This is a genomic window from Actinomycetes bacterium, assembly GCA_036000965.1.
In the GTDB taxonomy this organism is placed as follows: domain Bacteria; phylum Actinomycetota; class CALGFH01; order CALGFH01; family CALGFH01; genus DASYUT01.
Map to the genome: position 1 here is coordinate 1 of DASYUT010000020.1, position 14,708 is coordinate 14,708.

Below are 14,708 nucleotides of genomic sequence, written 5' to 3' on the forward strand. Positions count from 1 at the left end.
CCGGACTGGCCCGCCGGACCCGTGCGCCTGATTGGTCCGCCTGATTGGCCCGCCTGACTGGCCCGAGGGGACCAGGACCATCGGGCTATTGCCTCCATGCGGTCGCGAGGGCGAGGATCGAGTCGGCCGGGGGGTCCGCGAGACCTGGCGGGCTCCGGGCGCCGAGCCGATTCGACTCAGGGGGGGCCTGTGCCGAACACGGGGTTCGATCCGGCCGTGCACGGGTTCCACTTCGCGAACTCGTTCCCGGACCGGACCGCGACCATCCCGGGCTACGGAGAGGTGGCCACCCACGGGCGCGGTGGCGGCATGGCCTTCGCCGCGCTCGACTACCACCTCGCCGGCCTGCCCATCCCCACCCACCAGCCCGAGGACTTCCCCGACCGCCTGGTGCCCGAGGACGGCACCCGCCTGGCCGACTACCTCTACAAGCGGCTGGTCGACAGCTTCGCAGCCGGGAGCGCCCGCAAGTTCGTCACCTGGACGCTGGCGTCGGACCACCCGACCTGGTCGTATCAGGGTGTGTTCTGGTGGACCCTCGAGGAGGAGCTGCCCAAGCTGCGCCGGTCCATCGACGACGGGGTGCCGGTCGTGCTCGGGCTGGTGCGGTCGCGCTGGGTCGAGGACCTCGGCATCAACCACCAGGTCGTGGCCTACGGCTACGAGCACGACGAGGCCAAAGGGGCCACCAGGGTGCTGGTGTACGACCCTGACTGCCCCGAGCAGGAGGTCGTGCTGACGGTCGGCGCCGACCATCCCGGGGTCGACTCGACCGCGAGCGCCGGTCCCTACCGAGGGCTGTTCGTCCAAGAGCACGTGTACGAGCGGCCCGGCTACGTCGACCTGGCGGTTTCCAACGGGATCTGGGTGAACTCGTGGACGCCGCGGCTGGGAAGCCCGTTCGTGGCCCAGTACACCGCCCGCAACTACGGCGACTACCGGGCCCACCTGGCCGGGCTCGAGCTGTCGGTGCGCGGACCGGCCGGCCAGGACCTCGGTCACCTGCTCGGCGCGGACGGCAACCCGCGGCCCCTGGCGCCCGGCCAGGAGCGGGCGATGTTCAAGGCGAGCTCGTCGTTCGGGGACGTCACCGGCAGCCACGCGGTCGCCGCTGGCTACCGGACCCGTGAGGGTCGCTGGGTCAGCCTCCCCCCGGGCGATCCGGGCACCTCCAACCGGGTCAGCGTGACGGTCGCCCCGCCCGCCCGGTCCCATTCCGTCCGGGTCATCTTCACCCACGTCACCGTCGACGCCCAGGCCGGCCTCGGCGGCCGGCTCGCGCTCAGCTTCGACGTGAACGGCCAGGCCGCCCGCTGGCCGCCGGTTGGCTCGGTCGAGGTCGAGGACGGCAAGACGTTCGACGTCGACCTCCGCTTCGTGACCGTGCTCGAGGAAGCGTCGGTGCTCGCCGTCGCGGTCGCTGGCACGGGCGACGGCGGCGAGCCGGGCGGGACGGTGAAGGAGCGCTGGCCGAGCACTGTCGAGTGGGGCGCTGGCGTGCACGTCTACCGCAGCCGGCTCCCGGCCGGCGAGGCCGCCGACTTCGCCCCGCAGGCTCCGAGCCACGGGGAGCCGGGCTGCTTCACCGTCAACTTCCTGGTGGAGGTGGCTCCATTCGACGGGTGAACGGGCCTGGCGCCGCAGGCAAGCCGGCCTTGGGTACTCCGGGCGGTCTGGCCTTGCCCGGCGCCGGGTGGGCAGCGGCGCCGGGCAGCGGGTCGCGCCGTGAGGAGGCGGCGCCTGGGCCCCCCGTCGCCTGGCGGCCGCCTCCTCCCCCCCGGTGGCGCGACCGCCCACTCCGGACCGGCGTACAGCCCGGCCTGGAGCAGGGGCCGGCCCCTGGGCCGCGACCGAAGGTGATGGGTAGCGGCGCCTGGGTGCAACGCCAGCATCGCAGCACGCGGTGCGGTTGGCTGTGACGTGCGGCACCAGCGGGTGTGACGATCAGCACAGGCCCATCGATCAGGGGCGGCCGGCGAGATCGTGCCGCGGGTAGGATCTCGGCATGACAGAGCCTCGCTGGAAGCAGCGCTACCGTGCCCCCTCGCTGACCCTGCCGCGCTGGGGGCTCGACGCACCCGACCACCTCGTCTACGCCTCCAACCTGTCCGGGACCTGGCAGGTCCACGCCTGGGACCGGGCAACCGACCGCCACCGGCAGGTGACCGACCACCCGACCGGGGTGCGGTCGGGCGGGGCCACGCCGGACGGCGCCAGCGTGGTCTGGTTCGAGGACTCCAAGGGCGACGAGATCGGCCGCTGGCTCACGCAGCCGTTCGCCGGCGGCGAGGTGGCGCCCCTGCTGCCTGACGCGGAGCCGGCCTGGAGCGCCGGGCTCGCTCTCGGGCCGGGCGGGCTCGCCGCCGTGGGCCTGGCCAGCCGCGAGGGCTTCCAGGTCCGGGTCGGCCGCATCGGCGAGGGGACCGAGGAGCTGTACCGCCACGAGCAGATGGTCGACGTGGCCGACCTGTCGCGCGACGGCGGCCTGCTCGTGGTCCACCACGCCGAGCACGGCGACAACCTCCACCCGGCCCTGCGCGCGTTCGACACCGCGCGCAGGGCGCCAGAGGCCGACCTGTGGGACGGCAAGGGCTTCGGCCTGTACGCGGCCGGCTTCTCCCCGGTCGCGGGGGACAACCGGGTCGCGGTCCTGCACGAGCGGACCGGGCGGCTCCGGCCCGCCCTGTGGGACCCGCGCAGCGGCGAGCGCACCGATTACGACGTCGACCTGCCCGGCGACGTCGAGGTGGCCGACTGGTGGCCGGACGCGTCGGCGCTGCTGCTCGTCCACACCCATCTCGGCAGGGACGAGCTGTACCGGCTCGACCTGCCCGGCGGGACGCTGCAGCGGCTCGACCACCCGACCGGCTCGATCGGGGGCGCCAGCGTCCGCCCGGACGGCGCGGTGTGGTACCGCTGGTCGTCCGGGGCGTCCGCCCCCGAGGTGCGCGCGCTCGGCGCCGACGGCGTGGTGCTGCGGCCCCCGGGCGAGGCGCCGCCGCCGGGTGTCGCCTACGAGAGCTGGACGTTCACCAACCCGGCTGGCGACCAGGTTCACGGCTTCCTGGCCGCCCCGGCGGGCACCGGCCCCCACCCCACCGTGATGCTCGTCCACGGTGGCCCCCACCACCACGACGCCGACAGCTTCAGCCCGGAGGTCCAGGCCTGGGTCGACCACGGCTGGGCGGTCGCCCTGGTCAACTACCGCGGCTCGACCGGGTACGGCAAGGCCTGGCTGGACGTGCTCGAGGGGGACCCCGGCCGCCCCGAGGTCGAGGACGTCGTGGCGGGCCGGGAGGACCTGGTCGCCCGGGGGGTCGCCGACCCGGAGCGGGTGGTGATCGCCGGCGCCTCCTGGGGGGGCTACGTCACCCTCCAGGCGATCGGCACCATGCCCGACGGCTGGAGCGCGGCCCTTGCCGTCGTGCCGGTGGCCGACTACGTGGCCGCCTACGCAGAGGAGTCCGAAGGCCTGCAGGCCCTGGACCGGTCCCTGTTCGGCGGCGGCCCGGACGAGAAGCCGGAGCTGTTCGCCGAGCGCTCGCCGATCACCCACGCCGACCAGGTCAAGGTCCCGGTGCTGCTCATGGTCGGCGAGAACGACACCCGCTGCCCGCTGCAGCAGGTCCTCAACTACGCCGGCCGGCTCCGGGAGCTGGGCAAGGAGTTCGAGCTGGACCGCTTCGACGCCGGCCACGGCGCGCTCGTGGTCGACGAGCGCATCCGCCAGGCCGAGGTGGAGCTCGGCTTCGCCGCCCGCCACGTCCCCGGGGTCGCCCCACCCGAGGCATGACCGCTGCCGTGGCGGTCCTACGAGGAAGCGGTCAGCGGGTCAGCTCGCCGACCACCGCGTCGACGTAGGTGGCCACGTGGCGGCGCTCGTCCACCCCGTCGATGCACATGTGCTCGAGCACCGGGATCATGTCGGGCACGAAGTCCTGCAGCTCGCCGACGACCGGCCGCTGGTTGCGGGTTGCCTTCGGGTCGGTCACGAACGCGAACACCTCGTCGGTCAGGGCTTCCTGGTCGACCTCCAGGCGGAAGAACCGTCCCATGTGCTCGACCCCCTCTCCTGAGTACCTGGCGGGTGGCAAGGGTCGCCCCCCAGAGTGCCAACTCGGACCGGGCAATGCCACCCGCTGCCGGGTCAGCCCGGGCCCTCGCCGGGCGGGACGGCGGCCACGGCCAGGCTGCCCTGGCCAGGGCGGAGGATCAGGGTGAACTGGCCGCCCAGCTCCTCCTCGACCAGCGCGCGGACCAGGCGGAGGCCGAGGCCGCCGCCCGGGCGCCGGTCCGACCCGGCGGCCGCTTCCCCTGAAGCGGGGGAGGCATGGACGCCCGGAGGCCGCGAACCCCGGACGCCTGAGGTGGGTGGGGCCGTCTCGCCTGAGGTGGGTGGGGCCGTCTCGCCCGAGGTGGGTGGGGCCGTCTCGCCTGAGGCGGGCGGGGCCGTCTCGCCCGAGGTGGGCGGGGCCAGTCCGGAGCCGTCGTCGGCCACCTCCAGCTCGATCGGCTTGCCGTCGCCGCCCCGCAGAGTGACCGTGACCAGGCCCGGTCCCTCGCAGAGGCCGTGCTCGATGGCGTTCTGCACCAGCTCGGTCAGGACCACCGCAAACGGGGTCGCCACGGCCGCGTCGACCCTGACCGACCCGGCGGACAGCGCGATGCGCACGTCCTCCCGCCCGAGCGAGCTCTCCAGCATGCGCACCACCCGGCGAGCCACGTCGGCCATGTCGACGGCGCCCTCCAGCTCCTCGGTCAGCGTCTCGTGGACCAGCGCGATCGAGGCGATCCTGCGCACCGACTCCTCCAGCGCGGCGACCGCCATCGGGTGGTCGCCGAGCCGCCTGGCCTGCAGGCGGAGCAGGGAGGCGACCGTCTGCAGGTTGTTCTTGACCCGGTGGTGGACCTCCCGGATGGTCGCTTCCCTGCGGGTGATGACCCGCTCGCGCCCGCGCAGCTCGGTCACCTCCCGGCACAGAGCCAGCGCGCCCCGGCGGTGGCCGGCGCCGCGCAGCAGCGGCACGACCCGGACGTGGGTCACGGCCCCGCCCAGCTCCACGTCGGCCTCGACCGGGCGCCGGCCCGCCATCGACTCGGCCACCAGCACCCCGACCCGGCCGGGCACGGGCTGGCCGAACGGGAGCGCGTTGATCCCCATCCGCCGGAACGCCGAGGTCGCGTTGGGGCTGGCGAACTCGACCCGCCCGCTGCCGTCGAGCACGACCAGGCCGTCGCCGACCCGCGGCGAGGAGATCAGGTCGTGGCCCTCCTGGAACGGGAAGGTGCCCTTGGCGATCATCTCCAGCAGCGCGTCCGCGGCCCGCAGGTAGGCGGTCTCGAGCCGGCCGGTCGGGCGGTCGGGCTGCTCGGCCGCTTCAACGCACATCACCGCGACGACGTCGCCCTTGTGGCGGACGGGCACCGCCTCCACCCGGACCGGCTCGGCGTCGATGAACACCGGCTCGGGCGAGCGCAGGCGCCGGCCCTCCCGCCAGGCCCGCTCCACATACGGGTGCCAGCCGGGCTCGACCACGTCACCGACCAGGTCGGCCGGGTAGAGCGTGCGCGCGGTGTAGGGACGGAGCTGCCCGACGATCTGGAACTCGTCGGTCCCGCCGACCGCCACGAACAGCAGCAGGTCGGCGAAGGACAGGTCGGCGACAAGCTGCCAGTCGGCCATGAGGCCGTGCAGGTGGTCGGCGGCGGCCTTGTCGAGCGCGCGCCGTGCCGTGCGGGTGGACTGCATGGCCCAAGCGTAGCCGCTCGCGGGCTACCCCGGCCGCACGTGCACCACGCCGCGCATGCCGTAGGCGTAGTGGCCGGGCAGGTGGCAGGCGTACTCGAGCTGGCCGACGCCGGTCCAGTTGAAGGTGAACGTGGTGGCGCGCTCCGCGCCGGCAGGCACCGACACCTGGCCCGGCCCGTCGTGGTGGGCGTCGGTGCCCCGCTCGTGCCACTGCTGCACCGCGTCGTCGCCGAGGATCAGCTCGTGGTCGATCGGGTCGGTGTTGCGGAGCACGAAGCGCACCGTGCTCCCGGGCTCGACGGTGATCTCCCGTGGCTCGAAGCGCGAGTGGTGCATGGTGATGACCACGGTCCGTTCCCCGCCCCCAGCCTCGGCCCGGCCCGAGCAGCCCCCGGCCAGCAGGCCGGGCAGCAGCACGGCGGCCAGGCCGGCGGCCGGGCGCCAGCCGGTCTTCGCGGCCACCACCCGGACCCTGCTCCGGCGCCCCGCCCGTGGCCGGGCGGCGCCGGATGCGCCCGCCCTCATCACGCCGGATGCGCCCGCCCTCATCGTCGGGTGCGCCGGGAGCGCCGCAGGGCGAAGACCAGGCCGGCCGCGCCGGCCAGGACAACGGCATACCAGGCCCAGTACCCCAGGACACCCGGCGGGGCAGGCGCCGGACCCGGCACCGCCGCCCGGGCGGGACGGGCCGCCGAAGGGGAAGGGGCCACCAGGCCGGCGGCGACCGGCGAGGGGGTGCCCCGGCCGCTGGCGTCGAGAGCCAGGTCGTGGGTGAGCCGACCCGCGGTCGTGTCGATGCGCAGGTAGGACAGGTGCATGCCGGTGGCCGGGATCCACTCCATGCCCCGGTCCGAGCGCAGGTCGCTGACCAGGCCGGGCGACGCCGGCTCGCTGCGGTCGAGCGCGATCCCGCTGGCCCCGGCCCGTGCCGGGCCGGGCAGCATCGCCGGGGCGCGGTCGGTCAGCAGGTACAGGTCGGCCTCGATCCGCTCCTGGGGCTGGTGGCCCAGCCCGAGGATGCGCAGCGGCACCCACGGGTTCGGGGTCGGGATCGTGAGGTGCACGGGCGTGCCCTCGCCGAACTGCTGGCCCCGGGTGCTGGCGGCGGTCGCGTCGAAGGCGGCCGCCATGAAGATCGGGCTGCGGGCCGCGTAGAAGTCGAGCACCTCGGGCGCGTCCACCGTGAGAGAGAAGCCCTGCTTGCGGGCCCAGGTGGCCACCGCGGTGCCGCCGCCGCGCAGGATGGTCACGTCGAGGGCGTCGATGCGGGTCTTGGACAGCACCTCGGCTTGGTCCGCCTCCGGCGCCGACCTCGCCGCCGCGAGTCCCGTGAACTGCGGCTGGGTCTCCCTGACCAGGCGCTGGAGCGTCCAGGCGCCCCCCTTCTCGACCTTGGTGGGGACGGCGGGCAGCGGGACGATCGACCCGAACTTCGCGCCACCGCCCGCGTAGGAGAACGAGGTGACGTAGTGCTCGACGCCGTGGTGGTAGCCGGCCAGCGTGGTGGTGCGGGACAGCTTGACCGTGCCGCCCGCGCCCACCAGGCCGCCGCAGGCGGCCGCGGGGGCCGCCCCTGCGAGCAGCAGGATGGAGAGGGCGACGAGCCCCCCGAGACCGAGTCGCGTCCGTCGCCGCGTCATCGAGCACCTCCGTGGCTGTGAGCCGTTTGGTCGATGCGGGTTGGACGCGGACCGGGCCCCGCCGGTTCCCGTCCGCACGGACAAGCTGGACGGCCCGTTGACGAGGCCGTCACACGTCCGTAACGTGGGCCCCGCATGAGCAACGGCGCTCGCCCCGCGGGCGCCGTCTTCGTGTTCCTGGACACCGTCGCCTGGCCGCCTCTTCGGCACCCGCCCGCAGCATTGCGAACGGAGGCGAGATGGGCGACCAGACTCCACCCCTGTACGACGCCAGGCGCGACGAGCACGACGCCTGCGGCATTGGCTTCGTGGCCGACCTGCACGGCCGCCCGAGCCGCGCCATCGTCGAGCACGCCCTGTGCGGGCTCGAGCGGCTCAGGCATCGCGGCGCGGTCGCGGCCGACGCGCGCACCGGCGACGGCGCCGGGCTGCTGCTGCCGATCGACCGGGCCTGGCTGGCCGGACCGGGAGAGGACGGGCCGGGCCGGCTCGGGCTGGCCATGGCGTTCCTGCCCGCCGACCCGGACCTGGCCGCGGCGGCCAGGGCTGCCATGGAGGAGGCGCTCGCCGCCGAGGGCCTGGGGCTCGAGCGCTGGCGGGCCGTGCCGGTCGACCCGGCTGCCCTGGGCGAGCGCGCCCGGGCCAGCGCCCCGCGCGTGGAACAGGCCGTGTTCCTCGCCCCCGCGGGCGAGGACGAGGAGGCGGAGCGGCGCTGCTTCCGCGCCGGGCGGCGGGCCGTGACCGCCGCGCGCGCGGCAGGCGCCGACCTCTACCTGGCCTCCTGCTCGACCCGGACTGTCACCTACAAGGCCCTGTGCGCGGCCGACCAGCTCGCCGCGTTCTACCCCGACCTGGCCGACCCGGCCCTGAGCGCCCCGTTCGCCGTGTTCCACCAGCGCTACTCGACCAACACCACGCCCTCGTGGGAGCGGGCGCAGCCGTTCCGCTTCCTCTGCCACAACGGCGAGATCAACACGCTGGACGGCAACGTGGCCTGGATGCGCGCGCGCGAGGGGCACCTGGGCGCGGACGGGCTCGCCCCAGAGGAGCTGCTGCGGCCCGTGCTCGACCCCCAGGGGTCGGACTCGGCCAAGCTCGACAACGCCGTCGAGTTGCTGGTCCGCGGGGGCCGCGACGCCCGCCACGCCCTGGCCATGCTGGTGCCCGCCGCCGTCGAGCACGACCGCGAGGCCGACCCGGCCGTGCGGGACTTCTACCGCTACCACGCCTGCCTGACCGAGCCCTGGGACGGCCCTGCCGGCCTGGTGTTCACCGACGGGCGCCTGGTCGGCGCCGCCCTGGACCGCAACGGGCTGCGCCCGATGCGCTACGAGGTGTGCGACGACGGCCTCGTCGTGTGCGCCTCGGAGGTCGGGGCGGTCGACACCAGGGGCCACGGCCGGGTGCGCCGGGGCCGGCTCGGTCCCGGCCAGATGCTCTGCGTCGACCCGGAGCGCGGGCTGCAGGAGGACGGCGAGATCAAGTCCTGGCTGGCCGGCGCCCGGCCCTGGAGCGCCTGGCTCGGCGAGCGCCTGCGCACCGCCGACCCGGGCGACCCGGCCGCGCCCCCAGAGCCGGACGCGGGCCGGACCGGCATGGGCGTGCCGGAGCCGCGCCGGACTGGCATGGGCCTGCCGGAGCCGGGCCGGACCGGCATGGGCCTGCCGGACGCGGCGGCCAAGTGTGACCTCACCGCCGACCAGGTCGTCTTCGGGTTCACCCGCGAGCTGGTCTCCACCGTGCTCCGACCCATGGCCACTGGCGGCCGGGAGCCCACCGCGTCGATGGGCGACGACACCCCGCCGGCGGTGCTCGGCATCACCCTGCGCCCGGTCTCGCACTACCTCCGCCAGCGGTTCGCGCAGGTCACCAACCCGCCCATCGACCACCTGCGCGAGCGGCACGTGCTGTCCAAGCGTACCCTGCTCGGCGGCCGCGCGCCGCTGCTCTCCGAGGGGCCGGAGGTGGCCGACATGGTGGAGCTGCCCACCTTCGTGCTCACCCCGTCCGGCCTCGAGCGCCTGCTCGACCCGGCGCTCGGCCTGGACGCCTGCGTGCTGGACGCCACCTGGCCGGTCGAACAGGGCGAGGCCGGCCTGCTGGCCGCCTGCCAGCGCCTGGGCGAGCAGGCCGAGGCGGCCGTGCGGGCCGGGGCCGGCCTCGTCGTAGTGTGGGACGGTGCCGCCGGCGGGCCGGGCTGGGCCAGCGGCGTGGGCGGGCCGGGCTGGGCCAGCGGCACCGCCGATGGACCGCGCTGGACGAGCGGCGTGGCCGTGCCTGGCGACCGGGACGGGAGCGGCCAGGGGTGCCCGGGCCGGGTGCCGGTGCCGTCGCTGCTGGCGGTCGGAGCGGTCCAGCACCACCTGCTCCGGGCCGGCCTGGCCACCCACACCAGCCTGGTCGCGGCCACCGGCGAGCCCTGCGACTCCCACCAGGCAGCCGCCCTGCTCGGCTACGGCGCGGACGGGATCTGCCCGGCGCTCACCCTGGCCACGGTGGCCGAACTGGTCGAGGGCGACCCGGACGGCGCCCAGGCACGCTACATGCTCGCGCTCGAGGAGGGCGTCTTCAAGGTCATGTCGAAGATGGGGATCTCGACCCTGGACTCCTACCGGGGGGCGCAGATCTTCGAGGCCAACGGCCTGGACGCCGAAGTGGTCGACACCTGCTTCGCCGGGACCGCGTCCCCGCTCGGCGGCGTCGGCTTCGACGACCTCGCCGCCGACGTGCTCGCCCGCCACCGCGCCGGCCGGGCCGAGGTGGCCCGGCTCGACAACCCGGGCTGGTTCAAGCACCGCCCGCGCGGCGAGTACCACGCCACCAACCCCCAGGTCATGCAGGCCCTGCACTTCGCCGTCCGCGGCGAGGACGCCGAGATGAAGGGCTCCAAGCGCGGCGCCCACCTGCTCCAGCAGGCGGTCAAGGGCGGCGGCTACGAGCGCTACGAGCACTTCGCCAAGCTCGTCAACGAGCGGCCCCCGGCCGCCCTGCGCGACCTGCTCGAGCTGCTCCCGGCCGGCCCGCCCCTGCCGCTCGAGGAGGTGGAGCCGGCCGCCGACATCCTCGCCCGCTTCTCCACCGCGGCGATGAGCCTCGGCTCCCTCTCCCCCGAGGCGCACGAGACCCTGGCCGTCGCCCTGAACCGGGTCGGCGGGCGGTCGAACTCCGGCGAGGGGGGCGAGGACCCGGCCCGGATCGGCACCGAGCGGAACTCGGCCATCAAGCAGGTCGCCTCGGGCCGGTTCGGGGTCACCCCCGAGTACCTGGCCAGCGCCGACGAGCTGCAGATCAAGATCGCCCAGGGCTCCAAGCCAGGTGAGGGCGGGCAGCTCCCCGGCCACAAGGTGAGCGCCGAGATCGCCCGCCTGCGCCATACCCAGCCGGGCGTGGCGCTGATCTCGCCTCCGCCCCACCACGACATCTACTCGATCGAGGACCTGGCCCAGCTCGTGTTCGACCTCAAGCAGGCCAACCCGGGCGCCGACGTGACCGTCAAGCTGGTCGCCGAGGCCGGGGTCGGCACGGTCGCCGCCGGAGTGGTCAAGTCGCTCGCCGACGTGGTGACGATCTCCGGGGCCGACGGCGGCACCGGGGCGAGCCCGCTGTCGTCGATCAAGCACGCCGGCTCGCCGTGGGAGCTCGGGCTGGCCGAGACCCAGCAGGCGCTGCGGGCCAACGGGCTGCGGTCACGGGTGCGCGTGCGGGTGGACGGCGGCTTCAAGACTGGCCGGGACGTGCTGCTCGCGGCGCTGCTCGGGGCCGACGAGTACGGCTTCGGCACCGCCGCGCTGCTCGCCGAGGGCTGCCTCATGGTCCGCACCTGCCACCAGGACAACTGCCCGGTCGGGATCGCGACCCAGCGGCCCGACCTGCGGGCCAAGTTCACCGGCACCCCCGACATGGTCGTGCACTACCTGGAGTACGTCGCCGAGGAGGTCCGCCGCCTGCTGGCCGGCATCGGGCTGCGCACCCTCGCCGAGGCGGTCGGCCGGGTCGACCTGCTCGAGCAGCGGACCGTCGGCGGCCGGGCCGACCGCCTCGACCTTTCCCCGCTCCTCGAGCCAGGGGCGGCCGAGGCCGAGCCGCGCCGGTTCATCACGCCCGACCCGACCCACCGGGCCCGCTCGGCCCTTGGCGACCGGGTGCACGACGACGTCCTGCCCGGCCTGCTCGCCGGCGACCTCGTGCACCTCGACTACCCGATCGCGAACACCGACCGGGCGGTCGGCGCCCGCCTCGGCGTCGCGGTCGGCGCCGCCTACGGCTCCCGGCCGCCGGCCGGCCGGGCCCGGGTCGAGTTCGACGGCGTCGCCGGCCAGAGCTTCGCCGCCTTCCTCGCGCCCGGGGTCGACTTCCGGCTCACCGGCACCGCCAACGACTACGTCGGCAAGGGCATGGGCGGTGGCCGCATCGTGATCCGCCCGCCCGCCAACGACGCCGGCGACCCGGTGCTGGTCGGCAACACCGCCCTGTACGGGGCGACCCGGGGCGAGCTGTTCTGCGCCGGCCGTGCCGGCGAGCGCTTCGCCGTACGCAACTCGGGCGCCACGGCCGTGGTCGAGGGCGCCGGCGACCACTGCGGCGAGTACATGACGGGCGGGACCGTGATCGTGCTCGGCCCGGTCGGCCGCAACGTGGGGGCCGGCATGACCGGCGGCGAGCTGTTCCTCCTCGATGCAGCAGGCGGCGCCCTGGGCCGGCTCAACGACGAGCTGGTGCTGCCGCACCGGCCCGACGAGATCGAGCTGGTCTTCCTGCGCGAGCTCGTCGTGGCCCACGCCGAGCTGACCGGCTCGCCGCTTGCCGAGCGCCTGCTCGCGGGCTGGGAGGAGGCGGCCGGCTGGTTCTGGCGGATCGCGCCGCGCTCGGAGGTCGCCGCCATCGAGGAGGCCCACGAGGGCACCGCCTGAGCCACCGGTCCGGGGCCTGTAGCCGCCAGCTCAGTACCGCAGGGCCTACGGCCGCCAGCTCCGGCACCGGGTCTGGGCCTACGGTCGCCAGCTCCGGCACCGGGTCTGGGCCTGCGGCCGCCAGCTCCGGCACCGGGTCTGGGGCCTGCGGCCGCCAGCTCAGATACCGGGTCTGGGGCCTGCGGCCGTGAGGCGGCAGCTCCAGGTGGGAGGGGATCGGCTGCGGGGCTACACCGCCTGGCGAGCCGGCGTCCCTGTGTCGGCCGCCCGCCGGCCGGCACCCCGGCTGCCGGGGTTCTGCCCGCGCAGTTGGCGGAGGCTGTGGTCGCCCTGGCCCGTCTGCACCCCGAGCGTCGCCGCCCGGGCATACATCTCGTTGAGCTTGATGCTGAGCCGCTCGAGCAGGTCCTCGGCGCGCTTGAGGGCGCGCTCCCGGCCGTCACCGCTGGCTGCCCTGGCGTGCTCGAGCAGCACCTTGTCCCAGGTCAGCTCGATGAGTCCCCGCGTCGAGACGCATTCAGCGGCCAGCCCGGCCAGCTCGCCCCCGATCTTCTCGGGCTTGAAGGCGGCGTCCAGGCCGGCGGCGACGGCCATCGCCACGCCCAGGAGCGCGACGCCGAGCGTGCCTGCCCTGCCCTGGGGGGCCATCAGCTGGTTGCCAGCGTTGGTGGCCGACAAGGCGCCGAGGACGATCAGGACGACCTTGCAGAACACCGCGCGCTTGTGGAACTTGACCGACCTCGCCTCGGCCCTGCGTCGCAGGTCGCCGAAGGCTTGGTAGCGCTCGTTGACGAAGCGGCAGACCTCGGTGGCCCGGGCGTTGTCGGGCGCGGCCCCGCTCCCGCCCTCGACGGACGTCGGGAGCGCTGTCGTCACCTGCTCGAGCATCTTGCTCACCCCCTGAGCGGTCTCTGGAGCAGACCATCACCACACGGCGAGCATGGCCGAGGCGGGCGTGGCGGGCTAGCCATCCTAGGGGTGGGAAGCACCCCACCCTGGGATGGCGAAGGTGTCACCCGGCAGGCTGCTCGGGCACGCGACCGCCCTTCATGACGAAGGGGACGCCTTGCCGGAGGCCGGCGGGATCCCGCCGGCCAGGAACGCGACCAAGCCGGTGAGCGCGGCGACCAGGCCGAGGGCGGCCGGCAGGCCCGCGAGCTCGGCGAGCCCGCCGACCGCGGGCGGCCCGACGGTGCCGCCGAAGTAGCCGGCGGTCGAGACCGCGGCGATGGCCGGCCCACCCGTGGTGGACCGCCGAGCGCGGGCCGCCGCGCTGAACGTCACCGGCACGATGCACGAGATGCCCGCACCGAGCAGCGCGAACCCGGCCACGGCGGCAGCCGGGCGCCCGATCGCGAGCCCCAGCCCGAGCCCGGCCGATGCCAGCACCGCGGCCAGGCGGACGAACCGGGCCGGCTGCAGGCGGGCCACCAGCCGGTCGCCGGTGAGCCGTCCGGCCGTCATGGCCAGCGAGAAGGCCGCGTACCCGGTGGCGGCCACCCCGGCCGAGGTGCCGAGCGCGTCCCGCAGGTAGACCGCGCTCCACTGGGCGGCGGCGTCCTCGGCGAGCAGCCCGCAGAAGGCGATCACCGCGAGCATGGCCAGCGGCCGGGTCGGCCGGGCGAAGACCGGCCCGGCGGGCCGCCGGTCGGCCCCGGCCGGCAGCAGCCACCTGGTGGCGGCCAGCGCGACGGCTAGGAGCACCCCGCCGGCGGCAGCCAGGTGGGCGCCGACGGGGATCCCGGCCCCGGCAGCCAGCCCACCGCCGGCCGCGCCGGCCAGCGCGCCAAGGCTCCACACGCCATGGAACGACGACAGGATCGGGCGGCCGTAGCGCTCCTCGACCGTGACGCCGTGGGCGTTCATGGCCACGTCCACGGCGCCGTTGCCCGCCCCGAGCAGCAGCAGCCCGAGCCCCAGGACGGGCACGCCCGGGGCGAGCGCGGGCAGCGGCAGCGCGAGGCAGCAGGCGGCCAGGGCGGCCCGGGTCACCGGCCGGCTGCCGCGCCGGGCGACCAGGGCCCCCGCGGCCGGCATCGCAAGGATGCCGCCGGCGGCCAGCCCGACCAGCGCCAGCCCGAGCACGCCAGGGCTGAGCCCGAGCCTGTCCTTGACCGCCGGGACCCGCGCGGCCCAGCTCCCGATCACCGCCCCGTTCACGCCGAACGCGCACGCGACCGCGAACCGGGCGCGCCGGACGGCCTGGGGTGTCCGGCCCGGCGTGCCGTGGGCCTCGCCCGGTGGCCGCGCGGCCGGCGGCCGGCTGGACATGGCATCCCTCCCGGTCCATGGCTTCGGCCTGAGCGGCCTCCCGGAAATTCTGCACGTAACCTCGGGCAGCCACGGTGAGCGCTCGGCGCGGCGGTCGCCAGCATCTGGGCGGGTGAGCGGCTGCCGCAAGTGGAACTA

General features: G+C 75.4%; 9 protein-coding genes. 3 read left to right on the plus strand and 6 right to left on the minus strand.

Annotated elements, in window-relative coordinates:
* The first annotated feature begins 189 nt into the window (after positions 1 to 189).
* Together VG276_00955 and VG276_00960 are read left to right on the plus strand one after the other, a co-directional pair.
* Positions 190 to 1,626: a hypothetical protein gene (locus VG276_00955; GenBank protein ID HEV8647982.1), complete on the plus strand. Its 1,437-nt coding sequence runs from the start codon at positions 190 to 192 to the stop codon at positions 1,624 to 1,626.
* A 379-nt stretch (positions 1,627 to 2,005) separates the two neighbouring features.
* Positions 2,006 to 3,793, plus strand: coding sequence for a prolyl oligopeptidase family serine peptidase (locus VG276_00960; protein HEV8647983.1), 1,788 nt, complete (start codon positions 2,006 to 2,008; stop codon positions 3,791 to 3,793).
* Positions 3,794 to 3,824: 31 nt separating this feature from the next.
* On the opposite strand, the gene VG276_00965 is transcribed toward VG276_00960, so the two are convergent.
* The 4 genes from VG276_00965 to VG276_00980 form a co-directional block, all read right to left on the minus strand.
* Positions 3,825 to 4,055, minus strand: coding sequence for a hypothetical protein (locus VG276_00965; GenBank protein HEV8647984.1), 231 nt, complete (start codon positions 4,053 to 4,055; stop codon positions 3,825 to 3,827).
* 92 nt (positions 4,056 to 4,147) lie between these two features.
* Entirely contained in the window at positions 4,148 to 5,749 is a 1,602-nt protein-coding gene (locus tag VG276_00970; GenBank protein HEV8647985.1) for a histidine kinase N-terminal domain-containing protein, read from the minus strand.
* Positions 5,750 to 5,773: 24 nt separating this feature from the next.
* Entirely contained in the window at positions 5,774 to 6,214 is a 441-nt protein-coding gene (locus tag VG276_00975) for a plastocyanin/azurin family copper-binding protein (protein ID HEV8647986.1), read from the minus strand.
* 80 nt (positions 6,215 to 6,294) lie between these two features.
* Positions 6,295 to 7,389 carry a DUF2330 domain-containing protein gene (locus tag VG276_00980; GenBank protein ID HEV8647987.1) on the minus strand — a complete coding sequence of 365 codons (1,095 nt, stop codon included), beginning with the start codon at positions 7,387 to 7,389 and terminating at the stop codon, positions 6,295 to 6,297.
* 239 nt (positions 7,390 to 7,628) lie between these two features.
* On the opposite strand from VG276_00980, the gene VG276_00985 reads away from it, so the two are divergent.
* On the plus strand, positions 7,629 to 12,299 hold the full coding sequence (locus VG276_00985; protein ID HEV8647988.1) for a glutamate synthase-related protein: 4,671 nt from the start codon (positions 7,629 to 7,631) through the stop codon (positions 12,297 to 12,299).
* A 228-nt stretch (positions 12,300 to 12,527) separates the two neighbouring features.
* Here VG276_00985 and VG276_00990 read toward each other — a convergent pair whose 3' ends face one another.
* Both VG276_00990 and VG276_00995 read right to left on the minus strand, forming a co-directional pair.
* Positions 12,528 to 13,187: a hypothetical protein gene (locus VG276_00990; GenBank protein HEV8647989.1), complete on the minus strand. Its 660-nt coding sequence runs from the start codon at positions 13,185 to 13,187 to the stop codon at positions 12,528 to 12,530.
* 159 nt (positions 13,188 to 13,346) lie between these two features.
* Positions 13,347 to 14,570, minus strand: a complete 1,224-nt coding sequence (locus VG276_00995) for an MFS transporter (GenBank protein HEV8647990.1) — start codon at positions 14,568 to 14,570, stop codon at positions 13,347 to 13,349.
* Between the last annotated feature and the right edge of the window lie 138 nt (positions 14,571 to 14,708).

Bases quoted from the DNA above. Each gene is read 5' to 3' on its own strand.
- VG276_00965 (HEV8647984.1), bottom strand. From the start codon at position 4,055: ATGGGACGGTTCTTCCGCCTGGAGGTCGACCAGGAAGCCCTGACCGAC.
- VG276_00980 (HEV8647987.1), bottom strand. From the start codon at position 7,389: ATGACGCGGCGACGGACGCGACTCGGTCTCGGGGGGCTCGTCGCCCTC.
- VG276_00970 (HEV8647985.1), bottom strand. From the start codon at position 5,749: ATGCAGTCCACCCGCACGGCACGGCGCGCGCTCGACAAGGCCGCCGCC.
- VG276_00960 (HEV8647983.1), top strand. From the start codon at position 2,006: ATGACAGAGCCTCGCTGGAAGCAGCGCTACCGTGCCCCCTCGCTGACC.
- VG276_00985 (HEV8647988.1), top strand. From the start codon at position 7,629: ATGGGCGACCAGACTCCACCCCTGTACGACGCCAGGCGCGACGAGCAC.
- VG276_00990 (HEV8647989.1), bottom strand. From the start codon at position 13,187: ATGCTCGAGCAGGTGACGACAGCGCTCCCGACGTCCGTCGAGGGCGGG.
- VG276_00995 (HEV8647990.1), bottom strand. From the start codon at position 14,570: ATGTCCAGCCGGCCGCCGGCCGCGCGGCCACCGGGCGAGGCCCACGGC.